The sequence below is a fragment of the Pseudomonas pharyngis genome (assembly GCF_021602345.1).
GTDB classification, from domain to species: domain Bacteria; phylum Pseudomonadota; class Gammaproteobacteria; order Pseudomonadales; family Pseudomonadaceae; genus Aquipseudomonas; species Aquipseudomonas pharyngis.
On the sequence record NZ_BQID01000009.1, the window covers coordinates 135,745 to 155,444 of the forward strand.

At 61.6% G+C, this 19,700-nt stretch carries 20 protein-coding genes; 10 read left to right on the forward strand and 10 right to left on the reverse strand.

Annotated features, from left to right (window positions below):
- Window positions 1-85 precede the first annotated feature (85 nt).
- Window positions 86-862: an IclR family transcriptional regulator gene (locus L6D74_RS19335; RefSeq protein WP_039771781.1), complete on the reverse strand. Its 777-nt coding sequence runs from the start codon at window positions 860-862 to the stop codon at window positions 86-88.
- Window positions 863-1,039: 177 nt separating this feature from the next.
- Here L6D74_RS19335 and L6D74_RS19340 point away from each other — a divergent pair, with 177 nt between their 5' ends.
- From L6D74_RS19340 to L6D74_RS19355, 4 genes are all read left to right on the forward strand, one after another.
- Entirely contained in the window at window positions 1,040-2,776 is a 1,737-nt protein-coding gene (locus tag L6D74_RS19340; RefSeq protein ID WP_236190075.1) for an FAD-dependent oxidoreductase, read from the forward strand.
- Complete coding sequence (locus L6D74_RS19345) at window positions 2,760-3,593, forward strand: aldo/keto reductase (RefSeq protein ID WP_236190076.1); 834 nt, start codon at window positions 2,760-2,762, stop codon at window positions 3,591-3,593. The genes L6D74_RS19340 and L6D74_RS19345 overlap by 17 nt, the downstream gene beginning before the upstream one ends.
- Window positions 3,594-3,783: 190 nt before the next feature.
- Window positions 3,784-4,671, forward strand: a complete 888-nt coding sequence (gene ypfJ, locus L6D74_RS19350) for a KPN_02809 family neutral zinc metallopeptidase (protein ID WP_039771788.1) — start codon at window positions 3,784-3,786, stop codon at window positions 4,669-4,671.
- Complete coding sequence (locus tag L6D74_RS19355; protein WP_236190077.1) at window positions 4,672-5,622, forward strand: alpha/beta fold hydrolase; 951 nt, start codon at window positions 4,672-4,674, stop codon at window positions 5,620-5,622.
- A 115-nt stretch (window positions 5,623-5,737) separates the two neighbouring features.
- On the opposite strand, the gene L6D74_RS19360 is transcribed toward L6D74_RS19355, so the two are convergent.
- The 3 genes from L6D74_RS19360 to L6D74_RS19370 all read right to left on the reverse strand — a co-directional run bounded on the left by L6D74_RS19360 (window position 5,738) and on the right by L6D74_RS19370 (window position 7,873).
- Window positions 5,738-6,331, reverse strand: coding sequence for an HAD family hydrolase (locus L6D74_RS19360; protein ID WP_236190078.1), 594 nt, complete (start codon window positions 6,329-6,331; stop codon window positions 5,738-5,740).
- Window positions 6,328-7,197, reverse strand: a complete 870-nt coding sequence (tesB, locus tag L6D74_RS19365) for an acyl-CoA thioesterase II (RefSeq protein ID WP_039771793.1) — start codon at window positions 7,195-7,197, stop codon at window positions 6,328-6,330. Before tesB ends, L6D74_RS19360 begins: the two co-directional genes overlap by 4 nt.
- A 106-nt stretch (window positions 7,198-7,303) precedes the next feature.
- Window positions 7,304-7,873, reverse strand: a complete 570-nt coding sequence (locus L6D74_RS19370) for a GNAT family N-acetyltransferase (protein WP_064599611.1) — start codon at window positions 7,871-7,873, stop codon at window positions 7,304-7,306.
- 82 nt (window positions 7,874-7,955) lie between these two features.
- Here L6D74_RS19370 and L6D74_RS19375 point away from each other — a divergent pair, with 82 nt between their 5' ends.
- Window positions 7,956-8,876 carry a histone deacetylase family protein gene (locus L6D74_RS19375; protein WP_011336057.1) on the forward strand — a complete coding sequence of 307 codons (921 nt, stop codon included), beginning with the start codon at window positions 7,956-7,958 and terminating at the stop codon, window positions 8,874-8,876.
- 175 nt (window positions 8,877-9,051) lie between these two features.
- Window positions 9,052-10,293 carry a TIGR03862 family flavoprotein gene (locus tag L6D74_RS19380; RefSeq protein ID WP_236190079.1) on the forward strand — a complete coding sequence of 414 codons (1,242 nt, stop codon included), beginning with the start codon at window positions 9,052-9,054 and terminating at the stop codon, window positions 10,291-10,293.
- A gap of 257 nt (window positions 10,294-10,550) precedes the next feature.
- Here L6D74_RS19380 and L6D74_RS19385 read toward each other — a convergent pair whose 3' ends face one another.
- Together L6D74_RS19385 and yedA are read right to left on the reverse strand one after the other, a co-directional pair.
- On the reverse strand, window positions 10,551-11,891 hold the full coding sequence (locus L6D74_RS19385) for an RNA helicase RhlE1 (RefSeq protein ID WP_236190080.1): 1,341 nt from the start codon (window positions 11,889-11,891) through the stop codon (window positions 10,551-10,553).
- Window positions 11,892-11,943: 52 nt separating this feature from the next.
- Window positions 11,944-12,894: a drug/metabolite exporter YedA gene (yedA, locus tag L6D74_RS19390; protein ID WP_039771798.1), complete on the reverse strand. Its 951-nt coding sequence runs from the start codon at window positions 12,892-12,894 to the stop codon at window positions 11,944-11,946.
- Window positions 12,895-13,057: 163 nt separating this feature from the next.
- Here yedA and L6D74_RS19395 point away from each other — a divergent pair, with 163 nt between their 5' ends.
- Entirely contained in the window at window positions 13,058-13,510 is a 453-nt protein-coding gene (locus L6D74_RS19395; RefSeq protein WP_179693647.1) for an Lrp/AsnC family transcriptional regulator, read from the forward strand.
- 104 nt (window positions 13,511-13,614) lie between these two features.
- Here L6D74_RS19395 and L6D74_RS19400 read toward each other — a convergent pair whose 3' ends face one another.
- Window positions 13,615-14,127 (reverse strand): BRO-N domain-containing protein, encoded by a 513-nt coding sequence (locus tag L6D74_RS19400; protein WP_236190081.1) that lies wholly within the window; start codon window positions 14,125-14,127, stop codon window positions 13,615-13,617.
- Window positions 14,128-14,691: 564 nt separating this feature from the next.
- Here L6D74_RS19400 and L6D74_RS19405 point away from each other — a divergent pair.
- On the forward strand, window positions 14,692-15,585 hold the full coding sequence (locus L6D74_RS19405) for a hypothetical protein (protein WP_309295711.1): 894 nt from the start codon (window positions 14,692-14,694) through the stop codon (window positions 15,583-15,585).
- Between the two features lie 88 nt (window positions 15,586-15,673).
- Here L6D74_RS19405 and L6D74_RS19410 read toward each other — a convergent pair whose 3' ends face one another.
- From L6D74_RS19410 to L6D74_RS19420, 3 genes are all read right to left on the reverse strand, one after another.
- Window positions 15,674-16,279, reverse strand: a complete 606-nt coding sequence (locus L6D74_RS19410) for a 3'-5' exonuclease (protein ID WP_236190083.1) — start codon at window positions 16,277-16,279, stop codon at window positions 15,674-15,676.
- Between the two features lie 41 nt (window positions 16,280-16,320).
- Window positions 16,321-16,800 carry an NYN domain-containing protein gene (locus L6D74_RS19415; protein ID WP_007958730.1) on the reverse strand — a complete coding sequence of 160 codons (480 nt, stop codon included), beginning with the start codon at window positions 16,798-16,800 and terminating at the stop codon, window positions 16,321-16,323.
- A gap of 137 nt (window positions 16,801-16,937) precedes the next feature.
- On the reverse strand, window positions 16,938-17,696 hold the full coding sequence (locus tag L6D74_RS19420) for a DUF2076 domain-containing protein (protein WP_236190084.1): 759 nt from the start codon (window positions 17,694-17,696) through the stop codon (window positions 16,938-16,940).
- Window positions 17,697-17,874: 178 nt separating this feature from the next.
- Here L6D74_RS19420 and L6D74_RS19425 point away from each other — a divergent pair, with 178 nt between their 5' ends.
- A complete protein-coding gene (locus L6D74_RS19425) occupies window positions 17,875-18,549 on the forward strand; it encodes a YciC family protein (protein ID WP_218190803.1) in 675 nt (224 codons plus the stop codon).
- Window positions 18,550-18,623: 74 nt separating this feature from the next.
- A complete protein-coding gene (locus L6D74_RS19430; protein ID WP_236190086.1) occupies window positions 18,624-19,700 on the forward strand; it encodes an endonuclease/exonuclease/phosphatase family protein in 1,077 nt (358 codons plus the stop codon).

Consider the following 19,700-nt stretch of genomic DNA (forward strand, 5'->3'; position numbering starts at 1 on the left):
ACTCACTCCATCAACAATTTAGAACCCGGTTCCAGATTCTCACACCCACTCGGTTGAAAAGTGGGCGAACAGCGCACAGCTTTGCTTAAACGAACAACTCCGAGGCCAGGCTGGCCGCCGACAACTCCTCGGTGAACGTCAGCAGCAACGGAGCCAGTTCATGCAATCGCGCCGCCGACATCCGTGCGCTTGGCCCAGCAATGCTGAGCACGCCAATCACCCGACCATCGGCGGGATGTTTCACCACGGCAGCAATCGCCGAAGTGCCGACCGCCGAGCTTTCTTCCACACAGGCATAGCCCTGTTCCCGGGCCACGCGCAGGCGTTCGAGCAGTTCAATATTGGAGCGCGGCGCATTGGGCCCGATATCCGCCGGCACCTCCGCGCCCTGGCGCTCGACCAGCGACAACGCCTCGGCGTCGCTCATGCACGCCAGCCACGCATGGCCCGACGCGGTGTAGAACAGCGGCGCATCGCGGCCCATGTCCGGGTCGTAACGCAGACCGCTACGAGCGCCCTGGGCCTTGGCGATCCAGGTCTGACGCTCGCCGTCGATCACCCCGAGGCGTACCAACTCACCGGTTTCCTGGGCCAGGCGATCAAGCACCGGCTGCACGATGTCGGCACCGCTGCTCGACAGGTATTGAAAGCCCATCGCCACCAGTTTGGTCGACAGGTGATAACGCAACGTCTCCGGGTTCTGCCGCACATAACCCAAGCGGATCAGCTCGGCGAGCAGGCGGTGCGTCGCGCTCTTCGGAATGTCCAGTTGCTCGGCCAGGGTCTGCATCGGCAGCCCGCGCGGATCACTGGTGAGGCTTTCCAGCACGCTGAAAACCCGTTCGATTTGACTGCCGGCCATGGTGCGCTCTCGGTGAAATTTCGCCGATTCTAGAAGACATCCCGAGGAATGCGAAATCTGGAACCTGGCGTCCGATAACCGCCCACTTTGCGCGTCAGTCGGTTGATCTGCTTCGCCAGCACTGGTTATTTTCTGGAACCTGATTCTAAAAATAATTGATTGCTGGAGCGTTTCCTGATGCCTGCCCTTCCCGATATCCACTGCGACGTTCTGGTGGTCGGCTCCGGCGCCGCCGGTTTGTCGGCCGCCGTCACCGCCGCCTGGCATGGCTTGAAGGTCATCGTGGTGGAAAAGGATCCGGTGTTCGGCGGCGCCACCGCGTGGTCCGGTGGCTGGGCGTGGGTGCCGTGCAATCCGCTGGCCCGGCGCGCCGGGATCGTGGAAGACGTGGAATTGCCGCGCACCTATCTGCGCCACGAACTCGGCGAGCACTACGACCCGGCCATGATCGACGCCTTCCTTGAAGCCGGCCCGCGCATGGTGGCGTTCTTCGAACAACACACCGCCTTGCAATTCGCCGACGGCAACGCCATCGCCGACATCCACGGCGAAACACCGGGCGCCGGCACCGGCGGACGCTCGGTGATTGCCGCTCCCTACGACGGACGAAAGGTCGGGCGCCTGCTCAAGCGTCTTCGCACAACGATGCGGGAAACATCGTTCATGGGCATGCCGATCATGGCCGGCGCGGACCTGTCGGCGTTTCTCAATCTGACTCGCTCGTTGTCGGCGGCCTGGCACGTGACCCGGCGTTTCACTCGCCACCTGCTGGACCTGGCGCTGCACGGCCGAGCGATGCAACTGGTCAACGGCGTGGCGCTGGTGGCGCGGCTGGCGAAATCCGCCGAAGACCTCGGCGTGCTGCTGTGGGAATCGGCGCCAGTGACGGAACTGCTGCGCGACGAATCACGCATCACCGGCGCTCGCGTGAACACCACAAAAGGCCCGATCACTGTCCATGCCCGCAAAGCCGTGGTGCTCGCCGCTGGCGGATTTGCCAACGACATCGAGCGACGCAAAGCCTTGTTCCCTCGCACGCCCAGCGGTCATGAACATTGGGCACTGCCTCCGCTGGCAGTCAATGGCGACGGTCTGCGACTGGGCGAAACCGCTGGGGGCCGGGTCAACACCGATGTGGCCTCGCCCGTGGCGTGGGCACCGGTCTCGCAGGTGCCACATTCCGACGGCAGCATCGGCCATTTCCCACACATCATCGAGCGCGGTAAACCGGGCGTCATTGGCGTGCTGCGCAACGGCCAGCGCTTCGTCAACGAAGCCAACGGCTATTACGACTACGTCAGCGCCATGGTCGCCGCCGCCCCCGAGGGCGAAGAGGTCGCGTCCTGGCTGATCTGCACCCGCGCGTTCCAGCGCCGTTACGGGCTAGGCATGTCTCGGCCGTTTCCGGTGCCGGTGTCAGGTTTTATCCGCAGCGGCTATCTGAAAACCGGCGATACCCTGGAGGAATTGGCCGGCGCATGCGGCATCGACGCGAAGGGTTTACGCGCCACCGTCGATGATTACAACCACCATGCCCGGCACGGCGAAGACCCGCTGTTCGGTCGCGGCTCGACCCCGTACAACCGCAAACAGGGCGATCCCGCGCAACAGCCCAACCCGTGCGTGGCGCCCATCGAACAAGGCCCGTTCTACGCGGTGAAGGTGCAGCCGGGCTGCTTCGGCACCTTCGCCGGGCTCAAGGTCAACCCGCATGCGCAAGTGCTCGACGCCGAAGACAGGCCCATCGCCGGGCTCTACGCCGCCGGTGGCGACATGGCCAGCATCATGGGCGGGCATTATCCGGCGGGCGGGATCAACCTCGGCCCGGCCCTGACTTTCGGTTACATCGCAGCCCGGCACATGGCGGGCGTCACGGCTTTCGAACAGGAGATCGACCATGCAGCACATCGTTAACAGACAAGGACTGAACCTGCCAAAACTCGGCCTCGGCACCTGGCCGATGCTCGGCGACGAATGCACCCGCGCCGTGGAGCAAGCCCTGGAACTCGGTTACCGCCACATCGACACGGCAGCGGCCTACAACAACGAAGACGCAGTCGGACAGGCGCTGGCAAATACGCCGACACCCCGCGAGCAGATCCACGTCACCACCAAGGTCTGGTGGGATCAGTTGCAACCGGACGCCATGCGTCACTCGCTGGATCGCAGCCTCAAGGCCTTGCGCAGCGAGTACGTTGATCTGTTCATGATCCATTGGCCGAGCACTGACTGGGACCTGCCGCGCACCCTTGAAACCCTCGCATCCTTCAAGGAACAGGGGCTGGCTCGCAACATCGGCGTGGCGAATTTTCCGCTGCCGCTGCTGCGCAAAGTCGTCGAGGAATACGGCATTCCTCTGTCAGCCATTCAGGTCGAGTACCACGTCCTGCTCGGACAAAACGCCTTGCTCGACTACGCCCGTCAACACGATCTGGCGCTGACGGCCTACACGCCACTGGCGCGTAACAAGGTCTCGGAGATTCCACAGATTCAGCAGATCGCCGAAAAACACGGCGTGCTGCCGACTCAGGTGGCGCTGAAATGGCTGCTGGATCAGGACAACGTGGCGGCGATTCCCAAGGCCAGCAGCAAGACCAATCAACTGGCCAACCTGACCTCGCTGAATGTCGAACTGGATGACGACGACCGAGCGTTGATCGCCGCGTTGTCCAAGCGCGAACGTCAGGTCAGCCCGGACTTCGCGCCGGTGTGGGATGCCTTCGACCGCTGACACCCGACCCGGCGAAAGAAAACCGCCGGCGGATTGAATTCCCGGCGCTCGCGCTCGTCAATAACAGGCCCGACCTCGTCACCCCGAGGCCGGGCCTTTGTGTGTGTGTGCGAATAGACGGACGACCGGACTGGCGCCACACTCACACACCAGCAACACTCATCACCACCTACAGATAGAGGATTCCCACATGCTATGGAAAAAAGGCCGACGCAGTGACAACGTCGTCGATGCCCGTGGCGATGACATGGGTGGTGGCGGCGGCATGCGCTTCGGCGGTGGCAAGGGCCTGAGTCTTGGGGCGATCCTGCTGATCGTCGGCATCGGCTGGATCACCGGCCAGGACCCGCTACAGATCCTCGGCCAGCTCACCGGGCAGATGACCGAACAATCGGCCCCGACTTCGCAAACCCGTCAGGCACCGCCGGCCAACGATGAACAGGCCGAGTTCGTGCGCTCGATTCTCGGCGACACCGAAGACACCTGGGGCGCGATCTTCCAGCAGGCCGGCCGGCAATATAAGGATCCGACCCTGGTGCTGTTCAGCAACCGGGTCAATTCCGCCTGCGGTCTGGCGACCTCGGCCACCGGCCCGTTCTATTGCCCGGCGGACCAGAAAGTCTATCTGGACATGGCGTTCTTCCAGGAAATGGCCCAACGCTTCAAGGCTGCCGGCGACTTCGCCCAAGCCTACGTGATCGCTCATGAAGTCGGACACCATGTGCAGACGCTTCTCGGCGTCTCGGCGAAAATTCAGACAGCCCGCCAGCAAGGCCGGCAGATGGAAGGCGACGGCGGCCTGCTGGTGCGTCAGGAACTGCAAGCCGATTGTCTGGCCGGGGTCTGGGCCTACAACGCGCAGAAGCGTCTGAACTGGCTGGAACCGGGCGATATCGAAGAAGCCTTGAACGCGGCGAACGCCATCGGTGATGATCGCCTGCAACAACAGGGTCAGGGCCGTGTGGTGCCGGACTCGTTTACCCACGGTACGTCGGCGCAAAGGGTGCGCTGGTTCAAAACCGGATTCGCCCAGGGCCAGGTCGGCCAGTGCGATACCTTTGCGGCGAAAAACCTGTAAATGCATAAATGGCTGTTGGCTTTACTGTTCATCGGCGGCACCGCCCAAGCGGCCGGCGTCGACGCAATCAGTCCCGGGCGCCTGCAATTGCAGGCCGGCGAAATGGCGGTAGGCATCGGCCCGGCGCCGGCGAAAATCGAGCGCGTGCTGATCGTCATTCATGGCCGTCTGCGCAACGCCGAGACCTATCGCAAAAGCGGCGAAGTCGCGGCGGAACTGGCCGGGCAAACCGCCAACACCCTGGTGATCGCCCCGCAGTTTCTCAACGAAAGCGATGTGGCGCTCTACTCGTTACCCGCCAGCGTACTGCGCTGGCAAGGCAACGACTGGATGGGCGGCGGGTTATCCACAGGGCCGAACCCGCTGAGTTCCTACGCCGCACTGGACGAAATCGTCGGGCGGCTGAGCGATCGCAAGCAGTTTCCGGACGTGAAGCAGATCGTGATCTTCGGCCACTCCGGCGGCGCGCAGGTGGTGCAGCGTTACGCGCTGCTGGCCCAGGAACAACCGGCGCTCAAGACCGAGGGCATTCGCTTGCGTTATGTGGTGGCCAACCCGTCGTCGTACGCCTACTTCAATGAGCAACGCCCGGTAGCTTTCGATCATGCGAAGTGCCCGGGTTTCAACCGCTGGAAGTACGGTCTGGTGGACCCGCCGATCTACGCGGGTGGGCAAACGCCCGCGCAGCTTGAAGGCCGTTACGTCAAACGCGAGGTGATTTATCTGCTGGGCCAGCAGGACACCGACCCGCAACACCCGGCGCTGGACAAGAGCTGCGCCGCCAAAGCCCAGGGGGCTTATCGACTGGAGCGCGGGAAGCTGTTTTTCGGTTACTTGCTGCGTCGTCACCCTGAAGGGGTGAATCAGCGCCTGATCGAAGTACCCGGCGTCGGGCATAACGGCGACGGCATGCTGACCTCGCCGGAAGGCCAGAAAGCGATATTCGAATAAGTCTTGTGTTAAGTGGGCCGACGCCATCGCCAGCAGGCTGGCTCCCACATTTGAAATGCATTCCCCGGTGGGAGCGAGCCTGCTCGCGATGGGGCCCGCTCCGACAACCGATAAATCAGGCGAACAACATCCGCCGCAACTCGACACAATCCTTCGCATGCCAGTCGGTCAACTCCGGCCATGGATTGTCCGGCAGGTTCACCAGCACCGTGCGTGCGCCCGCCGCCCGGCCGCAATCAAGATCAAACCGGTAATCACCGACCATCACCATCTCGTTCGCCGGCACTTGCCAGGCCTCGGCCAGTTTCAGCAAACCGCCCGGATGCGGTTTTGGCTGTGCTTCATCGCGGCCCAGCACATCCTCCACCGCGAAGCAGTCGGCCAGGCCGATGGCTTCCAGCGTCACATGGGCAAGCTCCCGCGCATTGCGGGTCAGGATGCCGAGGCGATAGCCTCGGGCGTGCAGGTCGCGCACCAGCTCCACCGCGCCGACCGCCGGGGTCGAGCCGAGCGCCAGATCGCGCTCATGCTCCAGCAGCCACGCATGTTTCGCCGCCGCTTCCTCGGCGGGCAATGCCGCGAGGTGGGTGAGGATGTCGTCCTCCGGCGGGATCGACAGCGCCACGCGAATCGCCGCGAAATCATGCACCGCGACGGTCAGGGTGCCGTCCATGTCGAACACCCAGTGCCGCACATCCGCCAGACTCATGCCCAGTCCTTGCGATGACGGATCAGGCCTTCCTGGGTCACCGACGCCACCAGTTGCCCGGCGCGGTTGAACACGCTGCCACGGGAGAAACCGCGAGAGTTACCGGCCCACGGACTGTCCATGGCGTAAAGCAACCAGTCATCGGCGCGCAAGTCATTGTGGAACCACAACGCGTGGTCGAGGCTGGCGACCTGCATGTCTTTCTGCCAGACCGATTTGCCGTGCGGCAACATCGAGGTGGTCAGCAGACCGAAGTCCGAAGCGTAGGCCAGCAGGTATTTGTGCAGCGCCGGGATGTCGGCCAACGCGCCGTCGGCGCGAAACCACACGTACTTGATCGGATCCGCCGGTTGCGGGTTGTACGGGTCTTTTTCAGTGACCGGGCGCACTTCGATCGGCTTCGGGCACAGCAGCTTTTCGCGCATGTGTTCCGGGATCAGGTGCGCGCGTTGCTGGGTCAGTTCCAGCTCCGACGGCAGGTTTTCCGGGCCGACCACCTGGGGCATCTGGCTCTGGTGCTCGAAACCTTCTTCGTCGTACTGGAACGAAGCGCTGCAAGTGAAAATCGGGTGGCCCTTCTGGATCGCGGTCACGCGGCGGGTGCTGAAACTGCCGCCGTCGCGCACGCGGTCAACCGAATACACCACCGGCAACTTGGCATCGCCCGGACGCAGAAAATAACCGTGCATCGAATGCACATGGCGCGCTTCTTCAACGGTCTGACTGGCCGCCGACAGCGACTGGCCGAGCACCTGGCCGCCGAACAACTGGCGAAAGCCCAGATCCTGACTGCGACCACGGAACAGGTTTTCCTCGATCGGTTCGAGGGTCAGCAGATCCACCAGATCTTCCAACACTTGGCTCATTCAGACTCTCCTCACACAACGCTATGCCGCGCAGCCCTGGCTGCGGCGGCCAATTCAGATTCTGGCGCGAGCCACTGATCGCGCCATTGTAAACGTCCGTGTCGGCTTAGCCATGCAAGGTCTGCAGCCATTGCTCCCGGGTGATGCGGTACAACACATGTCGACTTAACGGATGGTCGACAGCCAGTTTCGGGTGATCGAAATCGTCGGCTGGATCGTGATGCATGCCGATCGCCTGCATGACTTTTTCCGACGGCAGATTGCTCTGCGCGGTGAAGGACACGATCTCCTTCAGGGACAAACGGTCAAAGCCGCAACGCAGCGCGGTCCACGCCGCTTCGCTGGCATAACCCAGGCCCCAATGTTCCTTGGCCAGCCGCCAGCCGATTTCCACCGCCGGGGTGAACGGCGCATCGAAGCCGACCACGCCGAGCCCGGTAAAACCGATGAATTCGCCAGTGTCCTTGCGCTCCAGCGCCCACAGGCCGTAACCGTGTTCGGCAAAATGCCCACGCACCCGGCCGATCAACGCGGCGCTTTCCAGCCGACTCAAAGGCGCGGGGAAGTAGCGCATCACCTGCGGGTCGGCGCACATGGCCGCGAACGCCGGCAAATCCTCGTCCTGCCATTGGCGCATCAGCAGCCTTGCGCTTTGCAGCTCCAGTATCGGTTCCATCCCGCCCCTCCGCTTGATGCCGTCAGTCTACATCGCTGTTAGGCTTTGCACTCTTTCCTGCAGCCTTTATGAATAGTCCACCATGCCGTTGCCGCTGATCTACCACGAAGACTACAGCCCGGAATTTCCGGCGGATCACCGCTTCCCCATGGACAAGTTCCGCCTGCTGCGCGATCACCTGGTGGACAGCGGCCTGACCCGCGACGAAGACCTGCTGCGCCCCGAGCTGTGCCCTGCCGACATTCTCGCCCTGGCCCATGACCGCAGTTATATCGAACGCTACATGAGCGGCGAGTTGTCCCGCGAAGACCAGCGGCGCCTCGGTCTGCCGTGGAATGAAGCGCTGGCGCGACGCACGGTGCGGGCGGTCGGCGGTTCGATTCTGGCAGCGGAAAAAGCCCTGGAACATGGCCTGGCCTGTCACCTCGCCGGCGGCACCCATCACGCCCACTACGACTACCCCGCCGGGTTCTGCATCTTCAATGACCTGGCAATCATCAGTCACTATTTGCTGCAAAGCGGTCGGGTGAACCGGGTGCTGATCTTCGACTGCGACGTGCATCAGGGCGACGGCACTGCGCGGATTCTGCACAACACCCCGGAAGCGATCACCGTTTCCCTGCACTGTGAAAAGAACTTTCCTGCACGCAAGGCCGAAAGCGACTGGGACATTCCGCTGCCCAACGGCATGGGCGACGCCGACTACTTGAAGGTTGTCGACGACGCGCTCAACTATCTGCTGCCGCTGTATCAGCCGGATCTGGTGCTCTACGACGCCGGCGTCGACGTGCACAAGGACGACGCCCTCGGTTATCTGCAATTGACCGACGAAGGCGTCGCCGCCCGCGACGAAAGCGTGATGCGCCACTGCCTGGGCCGCGACATCCCGGTGGTCGGGGTGATCGGCGGCGGTTACAGCAAGGATCGCCACGCCCTCGCCCGCCGCCACGGCATCCTGCATCACAGTGCGCAGCGCGTCTGGCAGTCATCCGGTTGTCATTGAGTTGTGCTGCGTTACCCACAATGGCTGTGGAACGGCCTGTGGATAACCTGAGCGAAAGGGACTACAGCCCACGCTGAACATGGCTTGCAGCGCGCTGATTGTTTTTTGATCAGGCCTGAAGATGGTCGCTGCTGCTAGAATGCGCGGCTTATTCCGCCACGCTATTGCCGCTGCCATGACCCAGACCTCTGCCGCCCTTCCCGCTCACGTCGCCATCATCGGCGGTGGCCCCGCCGGCCTGATGGCCGCCGAAGTGCTGAGCCAGGCCGGAGTCCGCGTCGATCTGTACGACGGCATGCCCTCGGTGGGCCGCAAGTTCCTGCTGGCCGGGGTCGGCGGCATGAACATCACCCATTCCGAAGCCTACCCGGCGTTCCTCTCGCGCTACGCCGAACGCGCCGCGAACATCGCCCCGCTGCTGCGCGCGTTCGACGCCGATGCACTGTGCCGCTGGATTCACGAACTGGGGATCGAAACCTTCGTCGGCAGCTCCGGCCGGGTGTTCCCCACCGACATGAAAGCCGCGCCATTGCTGCGCGCCTGGCTCAAGCGCCTGCGCGACAGCGGCTTGGTTATCCACACCCGCCACCGCTGGCTCGGCTGGGACGAAAACGGCGCACTGCGCATCGACAGCCCGGAAGGCGAGAAAACCCTCACCCCCGACGCCACCCTGCTCGCCCTCGGCGGCGGCAGTTGGTCGCGACTGGGCTCCGACGGCGCGTGGATGCTGCCGCTGGAGCAACGCGGTGTAGGACTGGCGCCGTTGCAGCCGAGCAATTGCGGCTTCGAGGTGCAGGCCTGGAGCGAAGTGATGGTCAGCAAATTCGCCGGCGCGCCGCTGAAAAATATCGCCATCGGTTTGAACGACGATGTTCCGCGTCTGGGTGAATGCGTGATCACCGCGACCGGCATCGAGGGCAGTCTGATCTACGCGCTGTCAGCGCCGATTCGTGAGGCGATCAATGTGCACGGTGCGGCGACCATTCACATCGACCTGCTGCCCGGCAGACCTGTGGATAAATTGCAGGCGGCGTTGAGCAAACCACGGGGATCGCGCTCGATGGCCAAGCACCTGCACAGTCAGGTCGGGATTGATGGGGTGAAAGCGGCGCTGCTCCGAGAGCTCACTGACGCCGCGACGTTTGCCGATCCGGCGTTGTTGGCCCGGGCGATCAAGACCTTGCCGCTGACACTGGTGAAAACCCGTCCGCTGGATGAGGCAATCAGCAGCGCGGGCGGAGTGACGTTCGAGGCGATGGATGAGCGCTTGATGCTCAAGGCGTTGCCGGGGGTGTTTTGTGCGGGGGAAATGCTGGATTGGGAAGCGCCGACGGGCGGGTATCTGCTGACAGCGTGTTTTGCCAGTGGCCGGGCGGCAGGGTTGGGGATGTTGGACTGGTTACGACGCGAGATTTGAGTCGTCCCCCTTCACCCTCACCCCAGCCCTCTCCCCCAGGAGAGGGAGCCGACCGAGGTGTCTGGCGTCATACATCGACCTGAAAGACCGAGTCGATTATGGATTCATCGATCAGGTGCTTTTCATAACCTGAGTTCGACTCGATATTTCAGGTCGGCGTAACTCGCAAAAACAACCCCGTCAGTCCCCTCTCCCTCCGGGCGGTCCGACGTTTCGGGAGGGTTAGGGTGAGGGGCTTTTGATCTTCAAGGCAATCTTTAAGGCTTACGCTTGCGCGGCCCGGTATTGAACACCGGCACCTTTCGCACAGGCTTGATCGCCACCTCAGGCGCCGGGGTATCCCCGCTGTCCACCCACTTGCCCAGATTGCGCTTGCCACCGCCACCACCGGAAGCTTTCGGCTTCTTCGGTTTCTTCGGCTTCTTGATCACCTGCCCACTGGCATCGGTGTCCGGCACGCGGTGCTCGGGCACGAAATCCGGCTCAACCTCACGCTTCAACGTGCTGCGGGTCAGCATTTCAATCGCCGACAACATGTTCACTTCATCGGCGCACACCAGCGAAATCGCCTCACCGGTCGAACCCGCGCGGCCAGTCCGGCCGATACGGTGAATGTAATCCTCGGCCACGATCGGCAGATCAAAGTTGACCACCAGCGGCAGGTCTTCGATATCCAGACCACGGGCCGCCACGTCGGTGGCCACCAGAATCTGCACTTCGCTCAGTTTGAAGCGGTCCAGCGCCCGCTGCCGGGTCGCCTGCGGCTTGTCGCCGTGGATTCCGTCGGCGTTCACGCCCAGGCCCTGAAGTTTCTCGACCAACGCGTCCACACCATTACGGGTCTTGGCGAACACCAGCACCTGCTTCCACTTGTTCTTGCGCAGCAGGTGCACGAACAGTTCCGGCTTGCGCTTCTTGTCCACCGTCACCACCCACTGCTTGACGGTGTTGGCGGCGACGTTGCGCGGGCTGACTTCGATGCTCTGCGGATCGTTGAGCATCTGCCCGGCCAGCAGGCGGATGTCATCGGAGAAAGTCGCGGAGAACAGCAGCGTCTGCCGCTTCTTCGGCAGCGCGCGATAAATGTTCGCCAGCTCTTCGGAAAAGCCCAGGTCGAGCATGCGGTCGGCTTCGTCCAGTACCAGGGTTTGCAGCTGGTTGAATTTCAGCGCGTTCTGGCGGAACAGGTCGAGCAGACGGCCCGGGGTCGCGACCAACAGATCGACACCGCCGCGCAGCTTCATCATCTGCGGGTTGATGCTGACGCCGCCGTACACCGCATAAGTGCGCAATGGCAGGTTTTCGGCGTACTGGCGCACGGCTTCGTGGACTTGCTCGGCCAGCTCGCGGGTCGGCACCAGAATCAGCGCGCGCACCGAGTTGGCGGTGACTTTCGGCCCTTCCATCGCCAGCAGTTGCAGCAGCGGCAAAGCGAAACCGGCGGTCTTGCCGGTGCCGGTCTGGGCCGCAGCCATCAGGTCGCGACCGGCCAGCACGGCCGGAATGGCTTGCGCCTGCACCGGCGTCGGGGTCTGGTAGCCGAGCTTCTCGAGGGAGCGCAGCAAGGGTTCGATCAGGCCAAGGGTGGCGAAAGTCATGGGAGTACCGTAGGAAAAATCAGAGCAAGTGTGCGATGGCGCGCAGTTTACCCTAATTCGCACGCTGCTCCGTCGCTATGACCTTCGCTGCGGCAGCCGGCTCGCTGACCACCGGCGACCGCGCCGGACGCCGCCACTGCGGCAGACTGATCAGCACCACCGCGCCGATGATCACCAGCATTGCCAGCGCTTCTTCGATGCCGATGGTCTCGCCGACAAACACGATCCCCAGCAACACCGCCACCGCCGGGTTGACGTAGGCATAACTGGTGGCTGCCGCCGGACGAACGTTTTTCAACAGATACATGTAAGCGTTGAACGCGATGATCGAGCCGAAGAAGATCAGGTACGCCAGCGCCAGCCAGCCTTCCAGCGGCGGCATGGCCTGCAGGTGTTCACCGCTGGCCGCGCTGCCGATCAACAGCACCACGCCGCCGACCAGCATTTCCACGGCACTGGCCATTGCGCCCTGAGGCAGCGGCAGGTGCTTGCTCCACACCGAACCGAACGCCCAGCTCGCCGCCGCGAAAATCAGCAACGCCGCGCCCAGCGGGCTCGATTGCAGGTTGGAGCCCATGTTGAGCATCGCGATACCGATAATCCCCATCACCACCCCGGCCCACTCCAGGCGAGTGTTGCGCGCGCCCCAGAAATAACCGCAGAGCAAGGTAAACAGCGGCACCGTCGCTACCGCCAGCGCAGCAACACCCGACGCCACGCCGCTGTGCTCGGCCAAAGTCACCGCGCCGTTGCCAAAGCTGAGCAACAGAATCCCGATGATCCCCGCCGCCTTCCACTGCGCCCAGGTCGGCGCCGGTGCACCGCGCCAGCGCAGGAACGCGTACATCAGAGTGCCGGCAATCACGAAGCGCACGCCACCGAGCATCAGCGGCGGCCAGTACTCGACGCCGATGCGGATCACCAGATAGGTCGATCCCCAAATCACGTACAACGCAAAAAACGCAGCGATCAAGGGCAGGGAAAAACGGCGCAAGGCAGACATGGGCAGCTCGAAAGTCAGACTCAGGGGATGGGTTATTCTAGAAAGGCCAACCGCTAAAAATAAGTTACAAAACCTGTTTATAGCGCCGGTACACTTTTGATAACACGGAGATCGACGGCCAAAACCGCGATTTCGAAAGTCTGGCATTTTCAGGAGTCCGACCTTGGACAAATACGACCGCATGCTGCTCAGCGCCCTGCTCGAAAACGGTCGCGCGTCCTACGCCGACCTCGCCCGCAAAGTGAACCTCTCAGCCCCCGCCGTCGCCGAACGCGTGGCCAAACTCGAGGCAGCCGGAGTAATCACCGGGTATCAGGCGAACATCGACCTGTCGAAAATCGGCTTGCCGATCCAGTGCGTGATCGAATTGCGCCTCCACCAGAACGGCAGTCAAAAGGTCTACGACGAACTGGTGAAAATTCCGCAACTGACCGAGTGCTTTCGAGTGACGGGCGATCCGTGCGTGATCATGAAGGCCGCGGTGGGTTCGATGCCGGAGCTGGAAGATTTGATCAACCGGGTGGCGAAATTCGGGTTCAGCAAGACGTCGATCGTGTTGTCGAGTGCGATAGAGAAGCGGGTGCCGCTGGGGCATATCGAGGGCAACGGCAAGTAAATACAGGTGTGCCCGAATCTGCTGTGGGAGCGAGTCGGCTCGCTCCCGCAGACAACTGACCAGATCAGCAATCAATCTCTGATCGCTGAATCAGTGGAAAGCCCTCAACAGTAGCCCCGCCCTTCCTGTGTCACCAGATACGGCATATCTCGCATGCGCACCCACGGCTCGTTTCGCCAGTGGAGGAGCTTCAACGTTTCGCCCGCAAAACTCATCAAACGTACATGAGGGCCAGAAACTGACTTCGATTCCTGATGAAGCATTGGCACTACCTGATGCGTCAGCCAACGACGCAGATGACGGTTTTCCGGGCAGTAGTGATAGACCAGCATTGCGTAAACCCCGGACTCGCTCAGCATCAACGTCTCTTGAGCACCGTCGTCTCCGGACAGATACATCATCTGCCGCTGGTCCTCATCCAGCTTGAGCACTTGTCGCGCGTTGATTTCCATCCCCATTAGACGACCAACGTCTCGGGCGCAGAACCAGGCTTCCGCATGCTGCAGAGTGGCCCTCAATTGAATGTGATGGCGAATGAACGACTGGGGGTGAATTGGCGTTTCACGGGTGATTGCTGAACCGAAACCTTCAGCGTGCGTGGGGACAACCTTGACCATGACAAATCTCCTTTTGAATATCGGAGCTGCCAGCATCACTTGCAGATGATGGGTGGCAGCTGTGCACGGGTCTGCAAGACCGAGTAGGAGACCTCGGCAGACCCGAAGGTCTCCCGCACACAGCTACCATTAATCGTGGTCGCTAATTGAAGCGACGCGATTATAGGTTTGCCAGTGGTCTCCTAACAAACTATCGGCGGGCTTGCAGTCCCGGTCGCTGAATTGGCAGCGACGAACAGAGGTTATCGGTGGGCTTGTTGGAGCTCAAGACAGATTATCCCTAACATTCGGTAGGACACTTCGACAAACGCTACACACGGCTAAACAGCCTATGTACACGAGATTTCCGTGGTCTATGGACACCGCCAGATGCGACCGATAATGTCCTGCAAAAGGTCGATCTTCGGCGCTCGAAAAAACAGAATTCAATAAAAAAAAGAGAGGAACTCAGCGATGACTTGGAAGGGAACCCTACGCTCGATGCAAGCGTCAGCGCGAAGAGCCGAACGAAATTCGAAACGACGCCAACGTGAACTGGAAGTACGACAGAAAGAGTTCGCGAGAATGGAGGCTCGCGAGCAGGCTGCGCATGAAGTTGAAGTCTACGAAAACCACATTGAACTGTTGCTTTCAGTGCACAAGGACTGTGGTGAACAGATCAACTGGGGTGAGTTCGTTAGCCAACCGGCACCGATCAAACCCGTAGAGCTCAATACGCATGAAATCCATGCCAGAGAGAAACACTCCAGCTACAAACCGGGCTTCATTGCTCGCACATTGAAACTGGAAGCCAGAAAGCGCAGAAAACTTGAGGAAGCCATTCCCGTAGCAGTCGCCAAAGACAGGCAGAAACTGGCTGAAGAATTAAAAGAGTGGGAAGCGCAGCACCGCGAATGGCAGGAAGACTACGATCTTGCGACGGGAGTGCTCGCCGGTAACGGCCAATCCAAGATTGATGCCGTCATGCAAGTGAACCCTTTCACGGATATCTCACACCTCGGCACCTCCATCACTTTCTCGGTTGGAGAAACCGGCATCTTTGAATGCACGCTTTCGGTTCATGGTGAGAAAGTGATTCCCCAAGAGATCAAGTCACTGCTGCAGAGTGGGAAACTCTCCGTTAAAAAGATGCCGATCAGCAAGTTCAATGAACTGCTGCAAGACTATGTGTGTAGCTGCGTTCTGCGAGTAGGCCAGGAATTGCTCAGTATCCTTCCAGAGCGCATGGTCATCGTGACTGCCGTTGACTCACTTCTTAACTCCGCAACTGGCCATCTGGAAGATCAACCTATCCTCAGTGTCGCTATTTCTCGCGACACGCTGTTCAAGCTCAACATGCAAAGCATCGACCCTTCAGACTCGATGAAGAACTTTGTGCACACCATGAACTTCAAGAAAACAACGGGCTTCATGCCGGTGAGCAAAGTCGACAGTCAACAATTTGCCAGTCTGGCCTGACGCAGAAAATTCGCAGCCTTTCGACAGCTCTTACGTGATAGTCGTCAAACCAGGATCTGTCTCAGGCTGCGGTCCCTGAGACCTGAAGTCAGCGATAGCGCTGGAGGTGCTCGCCGACTTTAGCGGCCGGGACTTTCTGCAATTTGCACAGCAGGTCGTGCGATAGCTCCCGCACCCCATGCTTGCGCCGCAACTCTTCAGCCAAATGCGCCATCAGGTTCGCCGCCATCTCCGCATCCGCCATCGCCCGGTGCGCCTGGCCGGTATGCGGCAGTTGAGCGAAGGTGGTGAGCGTACCGAGCTTGTGGTTCGGCGCCGCCGGCATCAGACGTCGGGCCAGCAGCAGCGAGCAGGCAAAGTTCTGCAAACGGGTGCGTTTGATCCGCCCCAGTTCAAAGTCCCAGAACTTCTGGTCGAACGCGGCGTTGTGCGCCAGCAGCGGCGTGCAGCCGACGAATTCGTTGACTTCGTTCATCACTCGTTCCGCCGACGGCGCGGTGCGCAGCATGGCGTTGCTGATGCCGGTGAGTTGTTCGATGAAGGCCGGGACACGGACGCCGGCGTTCATCAGGCTCTGGTAACGCTCGACGATGCGGCCGTTTTCCAGCATGACCACGGCGATTTCCGTGGCCCGGCAGCTGCTGCTGGGCGAGATGCCGGTGGTTTCAAAGTCGATGACTGCAATGCGTTCCAAACCGGGTGGTACTCCGTCCAAATCAAGTCTTGAGCTTGCGCTCAATTTTTCAACAGCAGCGCGCCTTCGATCGGCACATAACGGCTGGCGGCGCGGATCAGCGAGTTGGCGGTCAGGCCGGGAACGCCGTAGGCCACCGCTTGCACGCCGTGTTTGTTGATGATGCGTTCCAGCAGCATGTCGAAATCGCCATCACCTGAGGCCAGGACGATTTCGTCGACGTGGTCGGCGGCGTCCATGATGTCGAGGGTGATGCCCACGTCCCAGTCGCCCTTGGCCGAGCCGTCGCTGCGCTGGATGTAGGGTTTGAGTTTCACGGTGAAACCGAGGTTGCGCAGGATCTGCTGGAACTGCTGCTGTTTGCTGTCACCCCGGTCGATCGCATAGGCGTAGGCCTCGACGATCTGCCCGTGCTGGCTGACATCCGCCCACAGCGCCGCGTAGTTGAAGTGGCAACCATAGGCCTGACGCACGGTGTAGTAGAGGTTCTGCACATCGGCGAACACTGCGATTTTTTTCACCGGAGTTCCTGTGAGCGCTGACGCGCATGAGCCGGATCAGGCACCAGGCCCGAAAAAGGCGCTCAGTATGCCAGTCCGAAGGAAGGTTCCGCGAATAATCGGCCCGGGGCGATCATGCGCCCCGGACGAATGGTGAATCAGACGAAGGAATCGTCGTCATCGAAGAACGATGAGTTGTCGTCGCTGTAGTCGGTGTCGGCAAAGCCGCCCTGGTCATTACCGTAGGAATCGTTGTTGGCCATGCGCTGGTCATCGCCCCAGCCGTTGTTGCTCTGGTCGTTGACCTGGGCCGGCTCTTCCTTGATGACTTCGACGATTTCTTCCGGCTGCTGGTTGTGATGGAACAGGCTGCTGATGCCTTGTGCCAGCATCACGCCACCCGCCACACCGGCGGCGGTTTTCAGGGCGCCGCCAAGGAAGCTGCTGCCGGCCGCCGGGGCCGCTTGTTGCTGGCCATAACCCGGTGGTGGCGCGCCGAAGTTCTGTTGCGGCGCGGGTGCACCAAAATTCTGCTGCGGTGCCGGTTCACGCCAACCGCCGGTGGAGGCCGGGGCGCTTTGGGGCGGTGCCGGGCGCGAGCTGCTGCCACCGAAGATGCTCGACAGGAAGCCACCGCCGCTGGAGGCCGGCGGCGCGCTCTGCGCCTTGGCCGATTGCAGTTCGGCCTGCAATTGCTTGACCTGCTGAGTCAGTTGTTTGTTCTGTTCGTCGAGGCTCTTGAGGGCAGCCTCCTGCACCAGAATCGCCTGGGTCATGAAATAACCTGCGGCCGGCTGGCGCGTCAGGTGTTCCTTGATCCGCGCCTCGGCCTGGGCGTCGCGCGGGGCTGCCTCCGTTTCGGCCTGTTGCAGCCGGGAAAACAGTCCATCGATCAGGGTTTGTTCTTCGCTGTTCATGGCGACCTCGTAGATTGCCGGGGATAACGTTGCCCTCCTCCACGTCGGAGAAGGCGCACCTCTGTAATGGAGGCAGCAACAGAATGTTTCAATGACCTTTACCGAACGTTTACGTTTGCGCAGCGAAACGGATCATCGGTTAAAGTGGGCCACTGTTTTTGACCTGCGATACCGACTGATGAATGCCTTCGATGTGCTGCGCGACTCCCTGTATTTTTTCAAACGCAATCTGGGCCGGATCGTCCAGTTGTGCCTGCCGCTGGTGATTGTCGAAGCCGTGCTGCAACAGGTGGTCGACCATGCCAGCGATCCGGACGGCTACTCGGCCATCAGCGTGATCGTCGGCCTGCTGGTGTATCCGCTGTACACCGCCGCGCTGATTCTTTTCCTCGATGCCCGCACCCGCGGCGAATCCCCGCAAACCCGCGATCTGCTGGCGATGGCCGCTCGTCTTTGGCCGCGCTTTGCCCTGCTGACTGCGCTGAACACGCTGTTGATCCTGCTCGGGCTGTCGCTGTATTTCCTGCCAGGCCTGTGGCTGATGGTCACCCTGGCCTTCGGCGAATACCTGCTGGTGCTGCGCGGTTACGGCCCGTTGCAGGCGATGAAGGAAAGCCTGCGCCTGAGCCGCGGGCATTTTCTGCGGATTCTGGTGTGCATCCTGTGTGTAATGGGGCCGCTGTGGCTGCTCAAGGGCCTGACCCTGCAGGTCTATCCCGATCCGCAGAATCCGTTGATTGCGGTGCTGATCGACAGCGGTCACAGCTTCCTGCAACTGTTCACCAGCGTGGTGCTGTTCCGCCTGTTCATGCTGATCAGCGAATTGCCCGACAAACGTGACGGATTAGTCTGACTGCACCGAGCTTGGGCTGATCGATGGGTCTCGGGTATGCTCGGGACCACTTCCGTATCGCTATAAGCCGAGCCATGACCCGTCTACTGCGCTACATCCTGTTGCCCGTACTGCTCGCCCTCGCCCTGATCGGCACGCTGATCTACAGCCTGACCTGGCGCCCCGACGCCCGGGAAACCCTGTCGGTCAGCTGCTCCGGGCAACCGCCAACGCTGGTGCCCGGCCAGGCCCTGAAGGTCATGACCTGGAACGTGCAATACCTGGCCGGCAAGCGCTACGTGTTCTGGAATGACCTGGCGCAAGGCGACGACGAAGCCCCGACCCCGGAAGACATGGCGTTCAGCCTCGATGAAGTGGCGCGGGTGATCCGCGACGAACAGCCCGACGTGGTGCTGTTGCAGGAACTGGATGACGGCGCCAAGGCCAGCGACTATCAGAACCAGCTCAAACTGTTGCAGGAACGCCTGACCGACCTCTACCCGTGCAGCGCCCACGCCTTTGACTGGAAGGCCGATTTCGTCCCGGAACCGCACATCTTCGGCAGCGTCGGCCGGCAACTCGCGACCCTCAGCCGCTACCGCATCGAACACGCCGAGCGCCTGCAATTGCCGGTGCAGCCGGCGAACCTCATCAGCCGTCAGTTCCAGCCGAAAGATGCGCTGCTCGCCACCACTTTGCCGCTCAGCGATGGCGGGCAACTGGTGGTGTTCAACACCCATCTGGATCGCGCCGTACAGCCGGACGACACCTTGCAGGCGCAGGTGACCGCGGTGGCCAAGGTTCTCGACAAACACGAAAGCCACGGCACGCCGTGGCTGATCGGCGGTGACTTCAACCTGTTGCCGCTCGGCCAGTACCGGCGCCTGCCCACCGAGCAGCGCACGCCGTACTCCGCCGACAGTGCGCTGCATGTGCTGTGGGACAAGTACCCGATGATCCCGACCAACAACGAAGCCAGCGGCATCGACCGCGCCAAGTGGCTGACCCATTACCCCAACGACCCCGGCCTCAACGGCCCGGACCGCACGGTCGATTACCTGTTCTACAGCCCGAAGATCAAACGGGTCGAAGCCACGGTGCGGCAGGACGATACCTTGCGCATTTCCGATCATTTGCCGGTGATTGCCAAGTTCCTCCTGCCGCCCAACTGA